The 18,088-nt window shown below is 49.0% G+C and carries 14 protein-coding genes and 1 pseudogene; 9 read left to right on the top strand and 6 right to left on the bottom strand.

The features are described 5' to 3' along the window. Nucleotides 1–236: 236 nt before the first annotated feature. A complete protein-coding gene (locus ACFSUS_RS13410) occupies nt 237–1,265 on the top strand; it encodes a LacI family DNA-binding transcriptional regulator (RefSeq protein ID WP_381523336.1) in 1,029 nt (342 codons plus the stop codon). Nucleotides 1,266–1,275: 10 nt separating this feature from the next. Here ACFSUS_RS13410 and pelA read toward each other — a convergent pair. The 3 genes and pseudogenes from pelA to ACFSUS_RS13395 form a co-directional block, all read right to left on the bottom strand. Next, nucleotides 1,276–1,836: pseudogene (gene pelA, locus ACFSUS_RS13405) on the bottom strand (pectate lyase). Nucleotides 1,837–1,901: 65 nt separating this feature from the next. Next, nucleotides 1,902–3,833: a glycoside hydrolase family 88 protein gene (locus ACFSUS_RS13400; RefSeq protein WP_381523335.1), complete on the bottom strand. Its 1,932-nt coding sequence runs from the start codon at nt 3,831–3,833 to the stop codon at nt 1,902–1,904. Between the two features lie 40 nt (nt 3,834–3,873). Then, entirely contained in the window at nt 3,874–4,329 is a 456-nt protein-coding gene (locus ACFSUS_RS13395; protein ID WP_381523334.1) for an SGNH/GDSL hydrolase family protein, read from the bottom strand. A gap of 376 nt (nt 4,330–4,705) precedes the next feature. Between ACFSUS_RS13395 and ACFSUS_RS13390 the strand changes: the two genes are divergently transcribed. The 3 genes from ACFSUS_RS13390 to ACFSUS_RS13380 all read left to right on the top strand — a co-directional run bounded on the left by ACFSUS_RS13390 (nt 4,706) and on the right by ACFSUS_RS13380 (nt 9,862). Then, nucleotides 4,706–5,692 carry a hypothetical protein gene (locus ACFSUS_RS13390; RefSeq protein WP_381523333.1) on the top strand — a complete coding sequence of 329 codons (987 nt, stop codon included), beginning with the start codon at nt 4,706–4,708 and terminating at the stop codon, nt 5,690–5,692. 127 nt (nt 5,693–5,819) lie between these two features. Further along, a complete protein-coding gene (locus ACFSUS_RS13385) occupies nt 5,820–6,437 on the top strand; it encodes a Crp/Fnr family transcriptional regulator (RefSeq protein WP_381523332.1) in 618 nt (205 codons plus the stop codon). Between the two features lie 197 nt (nt 6,438–6,634). Continuing rightward, a complete protein-coding gene (locus ACFSUS_RS13380) occupies nt 6,635–9,862 on the top strand; it encodes a TonB-dependent receptor (protein WP_381523330.1) in 3,228 nt (1,075 codons plus the stop codon). A 2-nt stretch (nt 9,863–9,864) separates the two neighbouring features. Here ACFSUS_RS13380 and ACFSUS_RS13375 read toward each other — a convergent pair whose 3' ends face one another. From ACFSUS_RS13375 to ACFSUS_RS13365, 3 genes are all read right to left on the bottom strand, one after another. Continuing rightward, nucleotides 9,865–11,286: a putative hexosyltransferase gene (locus ACFSUS_RS13375; protein WP_381523328.1), complete on the bottom strand. Its 1,422-nt coding sequence runs from the start codon at nt 11,284–11,286 to the stop codon at nt 9,865–9,867. Continuing rightward, complete coding sequence (locus tag ACFSUS_RS13370) at nt 11,283–12,788, bottom strand: cellulose synthase family protein (protein ID WP_381523326.1); 1,506 nt, start codon at nt 12,786–12,788, stop codon at nt 11,283–11,285. The genes ACFSUS_RS13375 and ACFSUS_RS13370 overlap by 4 nt, the downstream gene beginning before the upstream one ends. 161 nt (nt 12,789–12,949) lie before the next feature. Then, on the bottom strand, nt 12,950–13,636 hold the full coding sequence (locus tag ACFSUS_RS13365; protein WP_381523324.1) for a glycosyltransferase family 2 protein: 687 nt from the start codon (nt 13,634–13,636) through the stop codon (nt 12,950–12,952). Nucleotides 13,637–13,748: 112 nt separating this feature from the next. On the opposite strand from ACFSUS_RS13365, the gene ACFSUS_RS13360 reads away from it, so the two are divergent. The 5 genes from ACFSUS_RS13360 (at nt 13,749) to ACFSUS_RS13340 (ending at nt 18,065) form a co-directional block, all read left to right on the top strand. Further along, nucleotides 13,749–14,549 carry a Rossmann-like and DUF2520 domain-containing protein gene (locus ACFSUS_RS13360; RefSeq protein ID WP_381523322.1) on the top strand — a complete coding sequence of 267 codons (801 nt, stop codon included), beginning with the start codon at nt 13,749–13,751 and terminating at the stop codon, nt 14,547–14,549. Nucleotides 14,550–14,800: 251 nt separating this feature from the next. Continuing rightward, entirely contained in the window at nt 14,801–15,250 is a 450-nt protein-coding gene (locus tag ACFSUS_RS13355) for a sigma-70 family RNA polymerase sigma factor (RefSeq protein WP_381523320.1), read from the top strand. Further along, a complete protein-coding gene (locus ACFSUS_RS13350; protein ID WP_381523318.1) occupies nt 15,247–15,762 on the top strand; it encodes a hypothetical protein in 516 nt (171 codons plus the stop codon). Before ACFSUS_RS13355 ends, ACFSUS_RS13350 begins: the two co-directional genes overlap by 4 nt. Nucleotides 15,763–15,829: 67 nt before the next feature. Then, entirely contained in the window at nt 15,830–16,855 is a 1,026-nt protein-coding gene (locus tag ACFSUS_RS13345) for a WD40/YVTN/BNR-like repeat-containing protein (RefSeq protein WP_381523317.1), read from the top strand. A 127-nt stretch (nt 16,856–16,982) separates the two neighbouring features. After that, nucleotides 16,983–18,065, top strand: a complete 1,083-nt coding sequence (locus ACFSUS_RS13340; RefSeq protein ID WP_381523316.1) for a M48 family metalloprotease — start codon at nt 16,983–16,985, stop codon at nt 18,063–18,065. Nucleotides 18,066–18,088: the final 23 nt, after the last annotated feature.

Here is an 18,088-nt window from a genome sequence, read left to right as displayed (position 1 = left end):
CAACCAGTCGTACTACAAATCAGCATAGCTCAATAAGAATAAGTTGGGGGTTTAATTAGTAAAAACTTTTCTCTCTTTTTATTCACGCAAACGTTATCGGGAACGTTGCCAATTTCAAACTAGTCGTGGTTTTATGGTTAGCGTATAAGTAGAATTCTGATAAAATACTCTCCTATTAGTAAGTCGAATAGACTTGCCATTTTCTCTGTTCTTTTGCATTTTAACAAGACACTTCATTGGAGGCAGTCACCATAAAAGATATAGCCCGAGCCTTAAATCTTTCTACGTCAACGGTATCACGAGCGTTGCGGGGAAGTTATGAGATCAATGCCGAGACCAAGCGGCTCGTGATGGAATATGCCGAGCGAATGAACTACCGGCCAAATCCCATTGCGCTTAGCCTGAAAGAAAACCGTAGCCGGGTAATCGGCGTCATTGTGCCTCAGATCGCTAACGATTTCTTTTCCCAGACCATCAACGGCATTGAAGCCATTGCCTATAACCGTGGGTATCACGTCATTATTTCCCAGAGCCACGAATCATTTGAACGAGAAGTATTAACGGTACAGCAATCGGTTGCCCGAAAAGTAGACGGCCTGTTGATTTCGCTATCCAGCCAAACGAATGACGTTACGCACCTTCAGGAGTTACAGCAGAAAAACTTTCCCATTGTGATGTTCGACCGGGTTTCGGCTGAACTGGAAGCTTCTCAAATTATTGCCGATAACTACGCGGGTGCCTTTGCCGCCACCGAACATTTAATTCAAACGGGCCGTCGCCGAATTGCACACGTAACGATTCCGGCCTATATGTCGATTACCCAACAACGATTGGCGGGCTACCGGGCCGCTCTCGAACAATACGGCATTCCGTTCGACGAAACCCTCGTCCGACATGTAGGCTTCGGCCAACACGAGGTAGACCCGATCGTTGATGATCTGCTTAATCAGTCGCCCGCTCCCGATGCCTTTTTCACGGCCAGCGATCGGTTAGCGTTAGGCTGCCTGGCTGCGCTACGCAAGCGCAACGTGATTATTCCCGAGCAGGTTTCATTCATTGGATTTACGAACTTGCTCGTGGCCGATCTGCTCGACCCACCCATGAGTACGGTGGTGCAGCCCGCCCAGGAGATTGGTCAGGTAGCCGCTGAACAACTGATTGAACTGATTGAGCGAAAGCAGAAGGCTCCAGCTATTGGCACAACTAAAATACCGACTCAATTAATCATACGGGCGTCGAGTATGCGAGAAAAGCACCTTGTGTAAGGTCGCCTGTTCATTGCCCCCATTTGCGCGCCCAGGCCGGATAATCAATTGTTAACAACTTGTCGGGCCAGGTACCGTACCAGGCGTAGCCTACCCGGCGCTCATTCTCAATTTCGGCCAGTGAATCCTTCCGTATGCTGTTCCGGCCGCTGAAGAACGGCTTGTTTGTATTGAGGTCATAAAAACGAGCCCAAAGCGTGCTGTTGGGATCTTTCACCACAACTCTATCGCGGCCAGACGGCTGGCCTGGGTCGCTGATATCCTTTACAGCAATACCGGTTAATTTAGCCGATTGCAGCCAGGCAACAGCCGCCTGAACAGCTTGCTTCACCGGCGCAGACGGGTTTGGCAGGCTCATTAAAAATTAAACAATACCAACGGTCTCATGATCGCTCAACGAGGGTAATTCAAATTTTCGGGCCTGGGCTGGTTTAAGCGTATGGCTGTCGTGTTGTGCACACCAGGCGGTTAGCCGACCGTTTTGCATAACCTGCGTCCTAAGAATGCAATCACCCCCTTTTTCTACCGCTTTTTGCCCCATACTTGCTAACGACGGGTCGATAACGTCCAAGCCATCCGGGTGGTACTATAAATCTAGCGTTTTAAATCACCCGGAGATGGCCGATTCGGCTACGATTAACGGCGGCTCGTTCGTAGGGCCGATGCGCCGGTTGGTACTTGTTCCAGCAACCAGGTAGCTAGTTCCTTACCGGCCTGATAATTCTCAAACTTGGCCGCGATCCGCCGACCATCTACGTATTCGTTATATAACCAGGGGTCACCTACCGCAAAGACAGTTCCTTTGCCGACTTTAGCAACGGCCATGATAACATCACCCGAATCGGTTACGACGGCTTTGGCCGGTGCTTTCACGTCGAGCGGAGCCAGCTCTTTAATGTACACTGTTCTCGTTTTCGGAAAGATCGGAGTGCCCTCAGAAATCTTGATAGTGCCCTGATCAAACTGATCTTTCTGCACCATGTTGCGGTTTTTGGGTAGAAACTGCATCCCAAACTGAGCCGCCAATCGGTTAAAGTTTTTATGCTCGCAGTTAGACGTATCGTTGGCCATCAAGACGAGCGTACCACCGGCTCTCACCCAATCTGCCACAGCCTTACTATCAGCCTCATTTACGTAATTGGGTTTAGCCGTTTCTTTAGGTGTATCGGGATCAACGACGATATATACGTCAACGTCTTTTAAAGAAGCTGCCGTTGGCGCGTCGGGAACCTGAACCGTTCTGGCGCCCAGGTTGCGGAACGTGTTGCCCCACCACCAGAAACCAGAATGCAGTTTATCGGCCCAGGTGTAATGAAACGGCTCCTGTTCTCCATTATACCCTTTGCGGAACTCATGGTTGAAATAGTTATCGACAGCAACCGTCTTGCCTTTACCAAGCGTATTTTCTGCGGCAATTTCCATTTCTACGCTGGCCATGATGAACGGCCCAACACCTTTCAAATCGTCCTGTCGTAGGGGTTCGCTCAGATAATATTCATAACTACCATCGCGATAGGGGTTGCCGCCAAGGCCACTAACGCTGACCGTCTTTTCTAAGTGAATACGCCCATCAGCATCCGTCGAAATAAAGTTCTTTAGCATGCCTTCGTAGCCTTTGCGAGCAGTAGGCATCATCGACGCGGGTAAATACCCCAGCCGAATACCCTTAGCCATCGCGTAAACGAACATACCCGTACCCGAGGCTTCCATATAATTGCCCTTCTGGCCGATCTTGTCCGTTACCTGATACCAGCAGCCTTCTTTCGGGTCCTGGTATTTCGCCACGGCAGGCATTAGCCGTTGCAGAATAGCAACCACTTCGCCCCGACGCGGATGGGTCTGCGGAATATAATCCAGTACGTCGACCAGGGCCATCGCGTACCAGCCCATGGCACGGCTCCAGAAGTTAGGCGATTTGCCTGTTTGCGGATTCGCCCATTTTTGCTCGCGGCTTTCGTCCCAACCGTGATACAGCAACCCGGTTTTTTCGTCGCGGGCGTGCTTCTCCATCCAGACAAACTGATTGATGATGTCATCGAAATTTTTGGGCTCGTTGAAAATCAGGCTGTACTCAGCGTAAAACGGCTCAGCCATGTATAGTCCGTCCAGCCACATCTGATAGGGGTACCGCTTCTTATGCCAGAAACCGCCCTCTTTGGTACGCGGCTGCTGAGCAATCTGCTTGCGGATCAAGTCGGCCGCTTTCCGGTACTTTTCTTTGCCGGGCAACGACTGTTGGGCTAACATCAGCAACGACCGGCCGGGTGTAACGTAATCAATGTTATAATCGTCCAGCTTATAAGTTCGGATGTCGCCGTCAGCCGTTACGTACCGATCTATATTTTTCTGGATGTAATTAAAGTAGCGATCGTCACTGGTGCGGTACCATACTTGTTCAATAGCCTGCAGAATAACGCCCATCTCATATTCCCAGTGGGCGTCTTTTTTCTCTTTGGTGTAGGCAATCGAATCAGGATGGGTGGCCATGACGGTAGCGACCATCCGCTGTGACCAGGGAGTACCGCGTTCGGAAACAGTACGTGACTGAGCTACGGCGACGTAACTCATCAACAATAGGCAACAAAACAGGAAAAGGCGCATAAGGTGTTTATTTCTTGCTTACTACTGAGGATAGCACATTTGCTCCAAATTCTACTTCTTTCTTAGCCTGAGACGCATCCGTGTTCTCTTCAACGTAGCGGATCAAATTTTTGCGATAATCAGTTTGCGGGGCTGCGTATCGGGCGGTATCTTCTATTTTTTGGTCATTGTGCCCAAACTGCATAAGTACCCAATCGCCGGGGCGGAGCTCATTTTGTACCTTCTGCCAGTGACCCAGCGTCCGAAAACTACGCGTGCTACGGCCATTGACGGCATGGTTCTGTACCTCAACCGTTGGATTAAAAAAGTTGGGTAGCACCATTCCCAAGCCTGTTTCGGGGGCGTCGGCAGGTCGCTTATCAGCCATGGTAGAGTCGCCGATCAGGAAAATACGTCCTTTGTTTTCACCGGGTCGGAAAGCCATCAAGGCCATAAGGAATGTAACACGGAAAAGGAGTTTCATATGGGCAGGATTTACGGAGTAGATAGCCGCTAATGAATTGAATTTTACTCAGATCAAGCGCTTGATGCTGTCGTTGTAGTAACGGACGTGGAGAGTAAGATGGCGGACAAAACGAAATTTATTCAAGGTCAGGTTACACTTTTTTTATGCAAACGTTACCGGGAACGTTGCCACTATCGCCTTCCAACCGTCAATTAAAAGAGAGAATTCTGCACCGTATCGTTTATTGCTCTGTGATAACGGCTCACTAAAAAATCACTATTTGTATATTCTTGGGAGAAAGTAGGCAATACAGCTGTTATACTGCGGAATGAGGGCTCGGAGCTATCAGTAAGGTCTATCATGTAAATCTGAATAATGTCAATAGCTTCCTTTTATGTCGTTAGTACGCACTTCCATTGTCAGTATTCAGCCGTCCGACAAAACTCCGCTTACTAAAGAGCAAAAAGAGTTTAATCGGCTTACGGAGCAAGTCAGTGAGTTAGAGCAGCAAGTGGCTAGCTTCCGGGCAGCAACTGCAAGCTTACATCAACGCATCTACTCTGAATATGAGCCGCTACTGCGTAGTTATCAGCAGCTTCGTGCTCAGTTGGTGCGTCTGTTTGACCGCGCTTATGAACGAACGGAAACAACCCGGGCGGAAAAGAAAAAACTAGCCGGTTTTATTTCCGATCTGGCTCATGAGCTTATAGACCAACCTGGCTTTGAGGACCTCAGGCCAATCTTCGATAAATATACTTCCGATCTTGGTGTTGACGAAAAATCTACCTTCCAGCCACCTACTCCAGCGCAACCCAAACCTCATACACAACAAGATCACGCAACCCAACAAGATACAGGACAAGCCAAATCGACTAAACAGCAGAAACGAGAAGCACGTAAACAGCTTGAGCAGCGCAACATTACCAAAGCCGTTCGAACGCTTTACGTTGACTTAGTCAAGGCGTTTCACCCCGACCGGGAATTAGACGAGGCCGAAAAAATACGGAAGACTGCCATCATGCAGCGGGTAACGGAAGCTTATGAGAAAAGCGATTTATTTGCCTTGCTAGGACTTCAGTTTGAGTTTGACCACATTGATCAGCGGCATCTGAGCAAACTGGCCAAAGAGCAGCTTCACTATTACAATAAAATTCTGCAACAGCAGGTAGACGACCTTAGCAACGAATTAGACGGCCTGCGCCGTCAACTAGCGGCTGTTTTAGGTAGGTCAGTCGCTATTAAATCCATATTCGAGATCGAGTTCAGCTTTAACAACGACGTACGAGCCTTGAAAAAGAGTGTTAAAGCCTTAAAAAATGAAGTACGAAGTTTATCAGACCCAGCTGTTCTTACAGCCTGGTTGAAAGCGTGTAAGCTATAAGACGCAGTCCCAGCTGGCTCTGTCGACTGTTATCATATCGTTAACTACACCGGTTTCAATACATTTGGCTGTAGCTTAGCTATCGATAGGATAACGATTGATAGGTAATAGCTATTTGTCACTTTCGATGCAGGAACATTTATTCCACGAATACCTGGTCAATCAGGCAATTAGTCCAACTTCTGACGAAGTACGTATCCAACGATTTGACCGGGGAACGTACATCTATCAACCCGGAGACGCCCAAACGCACATTCACCTGATCCAGAAGGGTGTTGTTAAAATCGGCAGCTATTCATCCGACGGCGAACGAGTAATTTATGATGTACTACAACCCGGCGAGTTTTTCGGTGATCTGGACTATCTTAACAATGGCATTGAATTCTTTGAATTCGCCAAAGCCGCTACCAGCATCACAGTGTTTTCTATTGAACTAGCCCATTTCAAATACGTCATTGTTCACGACCCGGTAGCGTCCGAATGGTTCAACCGAAATGTGGTCCGGCGGTGGTGGAAAGCCGAAACCCGACTGCTCCACATGACCAGAGGAAACATTGACACGCGACTGGATAACCTCCGGAGAGAGTACCACCACCCCGTTCGTGACAACGCCAATCGGCTGCACACCATTTTCGATTTATTGTCGCAACAAGACATCGCTGACCTCACCGGCACCACCCGCCAGACAGCCTCGAAAAAGCTAAAACAGGGTCTGGAGGCCGTTGATATTTCTTTACCTGTTTAAGTACAGCATGATCGTTAGTTGAGGAGAATTTGGTTCGCCTAAAAACTCTTACAACAATGTCAACTAACGCTTACATTAAGTTTTCTGCTCGCAGATGAAGCTTATGTGAACAATTAAAAAGGCGTTAAATATTAACATGCTCCTGTTGGCGCGTAACTGGACTTTTGTCGATCAATACTAATCCAGCTACGTCTATTATGCGTCAACGTTTAACTGTTTTCTTTTGCTTCAGCCTCTGGCTATTGGTCGTCACTACGCCCATTACGTTTGGGCAAACTACCGACGCCAGTATCGTAGGGGTCATAAAAGCAGCGGATGGCCAGGTGCTTCCGGGGGCTACTATTACAGCCCGCAACGAGTCAACGGGGTTCAAGACCAGTACAATCTCTAACATCGATGGCCGGTTCGTGATCCGCCAGGCTCCACTGGGCGGTCCTTACACAATAACCGTATCCTTTGTTGGGTTTGCGAATCAGGCCCGAACTGGGTACCGGCTCAACCAGGGCGATCAGCTAACGGTAAACTTCGACTTGGCCGAAAACGCTAATGAACTTCAAGAGGTAAAGGTGACCGAAAATGCGCTTAAAAGCCGCATTGATCGGTTGGGCGCTTCTACGGCCATCACCGCTAATAACATTGCGAAATTGCCCGTCAATAACCGAAGCTTTACAAACCTATTAGCCCTGTCGCCATTGAGTAACGGGGGTAGTATCGGTGGGCAGTTACCATCATCAACCAACTATTTGATCGACGGAGCCAGCGCTCGTAACAACTTAACGAGTGGCGCGTTGGGCAGCGGCCCCTTTTCGCTCTCGCTTGAGGCTATTCGTGAGTTTGAAATCGTCGCTAACGAGTATGATGTCACTAAAGGTCGTCAGGGTGGGGGCTCGGTCAGTGTCGTTACCAAATCGGGCACAAACACGACCACCGGAACTGCTTTTACGTATTACAATGCCGATGGTTTATCGAGTGCGCGTGATATGCGTGGCAACGTCCGGGCGGTCGATTTCACCCGCTTTCAATACGGCTTTAGCCTGGGTGGCCCCATCGTTAAAGACAAGCTCCATTATTTTGTCGCGCTAGACCGCCAAACCGAATCAGCCCCGTTTTACATCGCCGACATCCGAGATGATGGTGATGCCAACGCCCTGGGAATCAGCAAAGCCGTTCTCGACAGTGTTATCACGATCGGTCGTCAGAAATACGGGTTGAGCAACTCCCAGCAAGTAGGCGAGTTTGATCGGGAAACCGTTGCCAATACGCTGTTCACTCGGCTAGACTGGCAAATCAACAGCAAGAACATACTTACCCTCCGCAACAATTTTAGTAACTGGAACAGCCCAAACAGTGTAGAAGATAACTCGCAGATCAACTTATTCGAGACATATAGCAGTTTTAGTTCGCGGGAGAACAGTACCCTACTTTCGTTACGCTCCACACTCCGTCCTACGCTCATCAACGAGTTGAAAGTGCAGTATCAATCGGCCACCCGGAACTACGAAGCCAACAGCCAGTTACCCTCGGCCAATATTCCTCGCGCCATCGTAACCGTTCGGTCGGTACTACCCAATGGACTCAGCAGCAACCGGTCTGTGCAGTTAGGTGGGCAACGGTTCACGCCCGAACGCAATCTGGAAAACCAGATTCAATTGGCTAACACGGTTTATTGGAACAAAGGGCGTTATAACTTCACCTTCGGCACAGACAACACGCTTACTTATCTGGATACCTATATTTCTAATGAGCAAAACGGCCGATTCATTTTTAACAACCTGAACGAATTTAACAACCTGAATCCATCGCGCTACGCCCGCGAAGTACCCATTAACGGTATTCCGTCGGTGCAGCAATACGTGCTCAACGCATCGCTGTTCGGCCAGATGCAGTTCAACCCACATCCGGATGTAGCCGTACAGGCAGGTCTGCGATGGGACTTAACGAGTTACCTAACTAAAGGAGATTACAACCCAATTGTGGACCGCGAATTAGGATTACGCACTGATGCTAATCCAACGGACTGGAACAACATTCAGCCCCGTTTCCAACTGACGTGGAACCCCGGCGGCAGAAATCGAGATGTGCTCCGGTTGGGCGGAGGTGTATTCTCGGCGTATGTGATCAACTACGCCCAGGTAAACAACATCCAGAACAGCGGCACCAAAGTAGCGGCTATCGACGTAACTCGACCTGCTAACTCCAGCCTGCCTAACCCGGTTCCGGTACCTGACTTTGTGGCTTATCGCAACAACCCCAGCACAGCTCCGGGCGTACCAGCAGGTGTAACTCCCGTGTCGACGATCAATTTAAACGATCCGAATTTTCAGGTGCCCACCATTTACAAAGCCAACGTAGCGTATAGCCATTTCTTTGGCGACAACGTTCGGTTGGGCGCTAATCTGTTGTACACTAAAACGGTTAATAACTACGTCTATATCGACAAAAACCTGGTTGATCAACCCGCGTTCACGTTGAGTAATGAAGCTAACCGCGCCGTGTTTGTTCCGGCCAATACGATTGCCACCAACAGTGGGCAGACCAACAACGTACTAGGTCGAAAAACGCAGGCTGTTGGGCGTACATTGATGCTGACGAACGGTGCTAAACTGCAGACGCTTACCTTTGTACTAGACGGCGAGATTCGTCTTCCCCGCGACGGTTCGCTGGCATTCAGCTACACCTGGAACGATGCCAGAGATAACACGTCGTACAACGGTAACGTAGCGAATACGTCTACGTTCCGCCCCGTCAAGAGCGATCCACGTAACCTGGACGAGATTAATTATTCAGACAATCAGTTCCGGCATAAGCTCGTAGCCTACGGGTCGACACCTGCCGTTGCGGGCATTGTGCTCAGCGTCCGGTTTACAGGCCTGGGAGGTACACGGTATTCATTGCTGGTAGATGGCGATATCAACGGTGATTTTGTGGGTGGCCCCGGCAACGACAATGACCTGGCTTTTGTCTTCGATCCGAATAGCCCGGAAGTAGCTCAGGCCGTACGGACATCCATGCAAAAAGTGTTAGACAACCCCTTAAACCGGGCTGCTAATTATATACGCAGTAGTATCGGCAAAATTGCCGACCGGAATGGTGGCGAAAACCCTTTTTCTGGTACGTTTGACGTACGGCTGTCCAAAACCTTCAAAACTTACAAAACGCAGAAGCTTGAATTATCCGTCGACGTATTCAACTTTGCCAACTTACTGGGCCAAACCCTGGATGGGGTGGTCACGAAAGGAGCCGAAGCCAGCTCAGGCCGTAACTGGGGAGGTAACTACAACTTAGGCAACCAAACGTTGCTGACGCCATCCGGTTTTAATCCAACAACCCGCCAGTATGTTTACCGGGTCAATGAAACCGTAGGGACTACGCAAAAGAACGGTACGCCCTACTCGGTACAGCTAGGGGCACGCTACTCGTTTTAACACTAGCCTACTTTAGAGAAGCCATCGGTTGACTGACCGGTGGCTTTTTTTGTTTGGTTTTGCCAGATCTCCCAAACGGCAACCACACCGACAATACTATACTCAATGGCCGTCAGCCAAAGGTTTTCAGAGTAGGGAGAGCTACGATACGTAAAGTAAGAAAGCGGGATGAGTGCTGACCAAACCAGCGGATACCGAAAGCGGGTGAAAACCGAAGCGGCTACGAGCGTCGTGATGTACCACGGGTGGACAGTAGTGGCCAACGTAAAATAAATGGTTAGCATGGCTAGCGCCTGGGTTTGGGTAGACACGTTTTGCCATCGAAAGGCAATCCACAAAACACAGCCGATTATCCCTATGGAAAGGCTAAAACCCGCATACCCAATGATGTTGTATCCGCTGCCCCAATAACCAATGGCTCGTGCTATATAGTACACACTGGCGTTAAACTCGAACTTCTGAAAATAAAGATTAATACTCGAAAATACATTCTGAACTAGCTCCAGGCTAGCGAAGGGTAAAAACAAAGCCATTGTCAATCCGCCCGTCAGGGCAGCATACGCTATTCCCCGCCCCCACCCTAGCCGCCTGACGACTAAGGGTAGTAATAACAAAGGCAATAATTTTGTGGCAATGGCCAGCGCAAGCGCACTCGCCGATGCTATAAACTGCTTCTGCATGAGCCACCAGCTTGCTAACAATCCCAGAAAAATCATGACAGCTTCAAAATGCAGATTACCTGTCAATTCCAGAATTACCAGCGGATTCAAGCCATAGAGCAACGTCAGGTTGGAGTTTAAATCAAGGTTACGCAGCAGCTTGGGCAAAAGCCATAACGTACCCATCTCACTCAAAAGAATCGGAATCCGCAGCCAGACTATATTCCATAGCAGATTGCCGTTTGCCAGCAAAGCCGCCAAGCCAAAAAAAGCCTGGTTGAATGGAGGGTAAACGGTGAAGTAATTGGGTGAGTTGAGTTGCTGGAATAAGACTTGATCTAACCCTGATGCAGTGGCAACCGGAGTTCCTATAATGGTACTGGGTAAATACAGATACGGGTTAAAGCCGTGGGCTAACAGCCGCCCATCCCAGATGAAGCGATACACATCATCAGAAAGCTTAGGAGTAGCAAACAATAACAAAAGTCGGAAAATAATAGCTGCTGTAAATAGGAACGAGTCTAAGTCCACCTCCCCCCCAGCCCCTTTCCTGGAGAAGAAGGGTGAACACGAAGCTCGTCTGGCGCCCCTCTCCTGGTGAACAGGAGTCGGGGGTGAGGTGACCACCCAGCCATAGCCCAAAAACAAGCCCGTCGACAAACCGATTACTAAACCGAATTGCTGACGGGGCACTGTATAAGCCAATATCGAATAAAAAACGGCCGATGTTATCAGCCAGATAATACGGGGAAACGTTGTGGTCATGCGCTAACCGATGGCAAGGGCGCCCCAACGGAGCGACGCCCTGCATGGACCAGCGAATATATGCATACCATGCCGAATCCAACCATCAGCATGATGTGTAGAAAAAACATACGGAAATCATCGATATAGATTGCCAACGCCAGGCCGCCCAGAAAATACAAAGCCAGCAGGCCTTCTACAACCGTTAGCCAGGTAATTCGGCGGCTGACGTACTTGTTGGCGTTCCAGCTATCCTTGGCCGTTTTGACGTTAAATTTTGGTGTCCGAATAAAAGGCGTTTTACGACCAACATATCCTTCGATTACGGCAATCGTGTTGTGTAGCGACAGACCCATCATGAGTGACGAGTACATCGGGAAGTACCATGCCAACTTCGCCTTGTTTTCTTTTTCTAACAACCAGAACGGGACACCGTAGAAAGCTATTAGTATCAACAGGTTAAACTGAAACAAATTGATGACAACGAATACCCACTCCCATTCAGGGTGCCTACTGCGGATGTAAATAAGCGGTACACTCATTATTCCTAAAATAAGTACCAGGATGAACGTAGCGCTGCTGAACAGGTGAAAGAACGCATGCAGCTTCATTGTAAAGGACACTCCTGGTGTTTTAAGCACTTTCACGAACAGCTTACGAGCGCATTCGGCGGCCCCTTTCATCCAGCGATACTGCTGCGATTTTAGCGCGTTCATCGCCACGGGTAACTCGGCAGGAGAACCCACATCTTCGCGGTACACAAACTTCCATCCTCGTAACTGAGCCCGGTAGCTTAAGTCCAAATCTTCCGTTAACGTATCGCTTTGCCAGCCGCCCGCATCCGCAATGGCTACTTTGCGCCAAACGCCACCCGTTCCGTTGAAGTTAGCCAGAAAATCGGCCGCATATCGACCACTTTGCTCAATGGTAAAGTGGGCATTCAGACCAAATGCCTGGAGCTGCGTCAGCAACGAAAAGTCCTCGTTGAGGTGCTCCCAGCGGGTTTGAACGATGGCCACTTTAGGGTCGCTGAAATGTGGGATGGTCTTGAGCAGGAAATCGGGATCAGGCACAAAGTCCGCGTCGAAGATGGCAATGAACTCGCCCTTCGCAAACTCAAGACCATAAGCCAGCGCCCCAGCTTTAAACCCTTTACGCTCGGGCCGTCGGACATGCTCAATATCGAAGCCCTGCCGTTTGTAGGTATTTACCCGTGCGGCAATAATATCGACTGTCTCGTCCGTAGAGTCGTCCAGCACTTGAATGTCAAGTTTGTCTTTTGGGTAATTTAGTTGCACAACCGTATCAATCAGCCGCTCAACAACGTATAATTCATTGTAGACGGGCAACTGTATTGTCACACGGGGTAACGACGCTGGCGAAAGTGTATCGGCTGCTAACATGGCGGCCCGGCGCTTCCGCTCTGTTCGCAAGTAAATAATAATGAGACTTAGCTGGCCGCAGTTATAGAAAAACAGCAGCATCAGAGCTAATCCATATAATATAAGAACTATTACTTCCATGTTTGTAGTACGAAACGAATCATACCGTTGAGTTTGCGTTTGAAGAGCAAGTGTAGTAAGCCGCAGTAGGTGAAGTGGGTCGGCATAAATGAAAGAGATGAATGTCTACGTTCACTCATTATACATCCATGACTAATTCCACCTACTTAACTCGCACCTCATCACCAATACTTAAAAATTGTTGTAATGATCTTGTATCCTGCCAACACCGTTCCTTTCACCGTTCCTGATATTTTTGAGAACCCAATTCGCTTTCGATAATTGACCGGTACTTCCGTAATTCGTAACCCTTGCTTAGCCGCTTTCAACTGCATCTCAACCGTCCAGCCGTAGGTTGTATCCTGCATGTTCAAGGCCAGCAGGCTCTCAAATCGAATCGCTCGAAACGGACCCAGATCCGTGTATCTGACCCCATACAACCAACGTAACAAACTTGTCGCTAACCAGTTGCCAAACAACTGCTGAGGAGTCATTGACCCGCGCTGCCGGTTACCTAACGCGCGTGACCCAATCACCATATCGACCTTGTCCGCTAAAATGGGAGCCAACAGAGTTGTCATCTCGCCAGGATAGTCTGAATAGTCGGCATCCAGGAAAACAACAACATCTGGTTTTTGTTGCCGATTCTGAGCGTAGGCAATGCCCCGTAAACAAGCCCGCCCATATCCCTGGATGGGTTCATTCAATACGGTGGCGCCGGCCCGAGCGGCTTCAACGGCGGTTTGGTCGTTGGAATTGTTGTTGACGACGACGACTTCATCGACAAGACCGGCCGGAATATCGCGCACTACGTTACCGACGGAGTTCTCTTCGTTGAAAGCAGGAATGATGACGAGAATAGAATTCAATGTATAATGCAGTAAGGAAGTATAGTACGGAAAGAAGCCGGGTAAATTGATTTAGAAACCCCTCGCTACTTCTCATAACTCTACTTCCCAAAAAAATGTCCTATACTTGACCATGGAAATTTCGTTTATCGGCGCGGGCAACCTCGCCTGGCACCTAGCTCCTGCTCTCGAAAACGCTGGTCATCATATCAATGAGATTTACAGTCGACAGTTGCAGCATGCCCGTCAGCTGGTTAGCAATCTCTACGACGCTCGAACTCATTCAGAATTAAACTTTGCCGATAGCCCATCCCAGTTGTTTGTGCTGGCTGTTCCTGATGATGCTCTTCCCGACGTTTGTTCCCGTCTTGTTTTGCCCGAAAACGCCATACTAGTGCATACCTCGGGCAATCAGTCGCTCGAAGCATTAGAACAATGGATGGCCGTTTACAGCGACGTTCCAGTTAATACGGGCGTTTTCTACGCGCTGCAGACGTTTAGCAAAGGCCAGCCATTTCTGGAGTTTGACGAGATCCCGTTATGCATTGAAGCGACGGAAAAAACGACGGAAGATATCCTGGTTCAACTGGGTCAGGAGCTCAGCCATATTGTATACCTGATCACATCGGAAGAGCGCCGATTGTTGCACGTAGCAGCTGTGTTAGCCTGCAACTTCACCAACCACTTGCTGGCTCTTGCCTATGATTTAACAACTGCAAACGATCTGGAATTTGACCTTCTTCGCCCAATCATTACCGAAACATTTCGCAAAAGCTTAGCGGTTGCGAACCCGGCCGATGTACAGACGGGACCCGCTCGCCGGGGCGATTTGACAACTATTGATAGCCATTTGAGTTTATTAGCCGACCAACCTCATTTATCCGAAATTTATCAGATCATGACCCAAAGCATTTTACGACGCTATCAACAGTAAGCCGACAGTGCTTTATGTTTTTGTTACTCTTTAAAATCTTGTAAGAATTTAACGGGTATTTATTTTTATCATATAACTTTACTATACTAAATTTGGTGCTGTATTTGCTGCCAGATAAACTATATACCATCTAGACGTATATAATCAATAGTTACTTTTTTACAGTTAGCAGTAGGCCCCAGAAGCTGATGTTCTTTAGTATTGGCTTGTGTAGTTTTAACGGCAGTGCTGTTATCTAACCAACCAAAAGTATGAACAAATTGGAACGGTTCGGTGCAAAATCGGCCTCGCAGGGTGTTATGCCTGGCGTTGATCGTATCGCTTTATACGACCAATACGGTTCAATGGCCTATGGCATTATTCTGAGGATTCTACGGCAACCAGAAATAGCTCAGCAAGTGTTGGTTGACTTATTCGCATCGCCAGAATTAGCCTCTTCTGGTGATTTTATTAAGAACCCGGCCGTTACCATCATTCGATTAGCTCGTCAAAAAGCCCTGGATGTTCAATCCCCAACTGTAAAGGAAACACCTCCATCATTTCAAGAAAAAGAGAAACTATCTGATCTCATTTTTGACTTATCATTTCGTCAAGGTTATACCCCTGAAGCTGTTGCTCAACAGTTACAAATAAGTTATACCGACGTGATGCAAGCAATTCGCGATCATTTTGCCTATCTTCGTAACGCTAAACGCTCATGACATTGAAAACTCATCATTATCTGACGAGTGGTATCCTCGAATCCTACTTGCTGGGCATCGTCTCAGACAAGGAAAAGGAAGAGGTTGAGCGTGTCCTAGCCACTGATCCAGACGTATTATCTCAACTTAATGAGCTGGAAATAGATATCGAAAATTACTTTCTTGAAAACGCAGTTCCTCCACCACCTGCCGTTAGAAACGCCGTTTTAAGCCGTATTGGCGACAGTGAAATCAAGAAATGGGAGCCAACAGAGCAAACGAGAGCAAAGCAAGACTCGGCTGAATCAAAGACGGCTGGTCCTCAGTATCTGGACGTCGAGGTTAGCGACACGCATATTCGAGTTCATAAATACTGGCGTCCGGCATTCATTGCTGTATTTGTCCTGTCAAAGGTATTCCTGGTTCTTGGGCTTTATTATTACTTCAAATCAAACAGCCAGGATCAGGAAATCGAACGGCTTAAAGCCCAGATTCAGCAATCCACTTCGTTACCCCGCGGTCGAACACAGTAAAGCCGGTTTGAGTTGATTGAGTAGCCTTTGCTCTTAAATTGCCAAACTTGCTACCAATCAACATTCCATGAAACCAGCTTTTTATTGCCTGATAGGGTACTTATGCACCATGCTGCCCACATTTGCCCAATGGCAGCCGCAATCCGTTAATACTGAGGCTAGTTTTAGAGCCGTGAGCGTCGTCAGTGCTGAGGTCGTTTGGATTGGCGGCACGCAGGGTACGTTTGTCCGCACGGCTGACGGCGGTAAAACCTGGCAAACAGGCACCGTACCAGACGCTCAAACTTGCGATTTTCGGGACGTTCACGCCATCGATGCCCAAACGGCTTACCTGATGAGTGCTGGCCCTGCCGAGAAAGGTCAAGCCCGGATTTACAAAACAACCAATGGCGGGCAAACCTGGTCGCTACTTTATCAGACTCAACAGCCAGGCGTCTTCTTTGACGGCATGGATTTTTGGGATAAGCAGCACGGCATCGTGTTCAGCGACCCGGTCAACAACAAATGGTTTATTCTCACTACTGAAGATGGTGGCCAGACCTGGCAGCCCGTTCCTGAAGCTTCTCTACCAGTGATGAACCCTAACGAAGCAGCTTTTGCCGCCAGCGGCACCAGTCTGGTCGTGGAGGGAAAGCGAAACGTGTGGATTGCATCGGGTGGTGCTACTGCCAGTCGTGTGTTCCGTTCTACCGATCGGGGCAAAAGCTGGAGTGTGGCCACAACGCCTTTACCAGCTGGAGAAGCCACGGGCTTATTTGGTATGCAATTTTTTCGCGAAAAAGTGGGCGTCGTTGTGGGCGGTAACTATAAGCAGGAACAACAGCCCGGTCCTAATGCCGCCATCACCCGCGACGGTGGCCAAACGTGGCAGTTGTTAGCACCAACCGATCCACCCGGCCTAAAAGAAGCCGTTGCCTTGCTTCCCGGCGACCGTTTGCTAACCGTAGGGCCATCGGGGACAAGTATTTCCGCCGATCAGGGACAAACCTGGCAGAAGCTGGACACAGATGGCTTTCACTCCGTCGCCTGCGCTAAAGGCACCTGTTACGCCGTAGGAGCCAAGGGCAAAGTGAGCAAACAGGTGTTTAAGTGAGCATGAATTCCGGTTGTCAATCAATTTATAAAAAGAATGAGTGTGATCAGATTCACACTCACAATCCACGATGACTTTCCATCGTTATTCAGCCGTGTCGAACGATTAACCCCACCTGGTTATACCTGTGAAAACGGCTTTATCCCTATCACTCATTTTAGTGAGTACGGCCCTGGCTGGCCTGGTATCGGCTCAAACCCGGCCCGAAACATTCATCTGCAGTTATACTGGCCACACGGCTGGTCCTGAAGTAGTTTGCTCCCCGACCGCTGCGTCTAATGGCCATGCAGAGAAAGTTGTTGACCGCATTCTGAAGCCTATCGGCCTCATGCGTAATTTTAAGGTCATCGAATGCTCCAACACCGATAACTGCTTTGCGACGGTGCTGAAAGGGCAGCGGTTTATCGTATACGATGCTGCGTTCATGCAAACCATCGAGGAAGAAACCGAAACGGACTGGTCGGCCATCAGCATCATGGCGCACGAAATCGGGCACCACCTACAAGGGCACACCATTGATGGTCGGGGTGGCCAACCGCAAAAAGAGATAGAAGCTGATAAGTTTTCGGGCTTTGTGCTACACCAGTTAGGCGCATCGCTTGAAGAATCGCTGGTCGCAGTAAAAGCGTTGGGTGATGAACGAGCTACTCCAACGCACCCTGCCAAGCCCGCCCGTATTGATGCCATTCGGAAAGGATGGCTGGAAGCGGAAGCTATGTACCCTAAAACGCGAACCGCTAGTAAGCCTGCCGTGGCCATTGCGCCCAAACCTATCACTACAACCAATACACCCATTGCGGCCTCAAGACCCGTTGTCGCCCCTGCAACAAAAACGCCCGTTCGGGCAACGGTAGGCTGCATTTCGGGCGACTGCGAAGATGGTAAAGGTGTATTTGTTTACCCCACCCGCGAACGCTACGTCGGCGAGTTTGAAGAGGGCGATAAACACGGCGAGGGCGTAGAATATTATGCAGATGGTACATTGAAGTACAAAGGCAATTTCCGCGATAACCTTCGTTCTGATTACGGTGTATACTACTACCGGAATGGCGACAAGTATGTTGGCTGGTTTCAGAAGAACGTACCGAACGGAAAAGGTACGTACTACTTTGCCGACGGCGACCGCATTGTGGGTACATTTAGCAACGGGCAACCCACCCGAAACGCGGCACTTTACAATGCCGACGGCACAAAACAGTCTGAAGATTAATAAAAGCAAAAGGGAGAAAAACT

This window comes from Spirosoma soli, assembly GCF_042684525.1.
GTDB lineage: Bacteria > Bacteroidota > Bacteroidia > Cytophagales > Spirosomataceae > Spirosoma > Spirosoma soli.
Note: the sequence above shows the minus strand (reverse complement) of the source record. Positions and strands in the feature narration are given on the sequence as shown.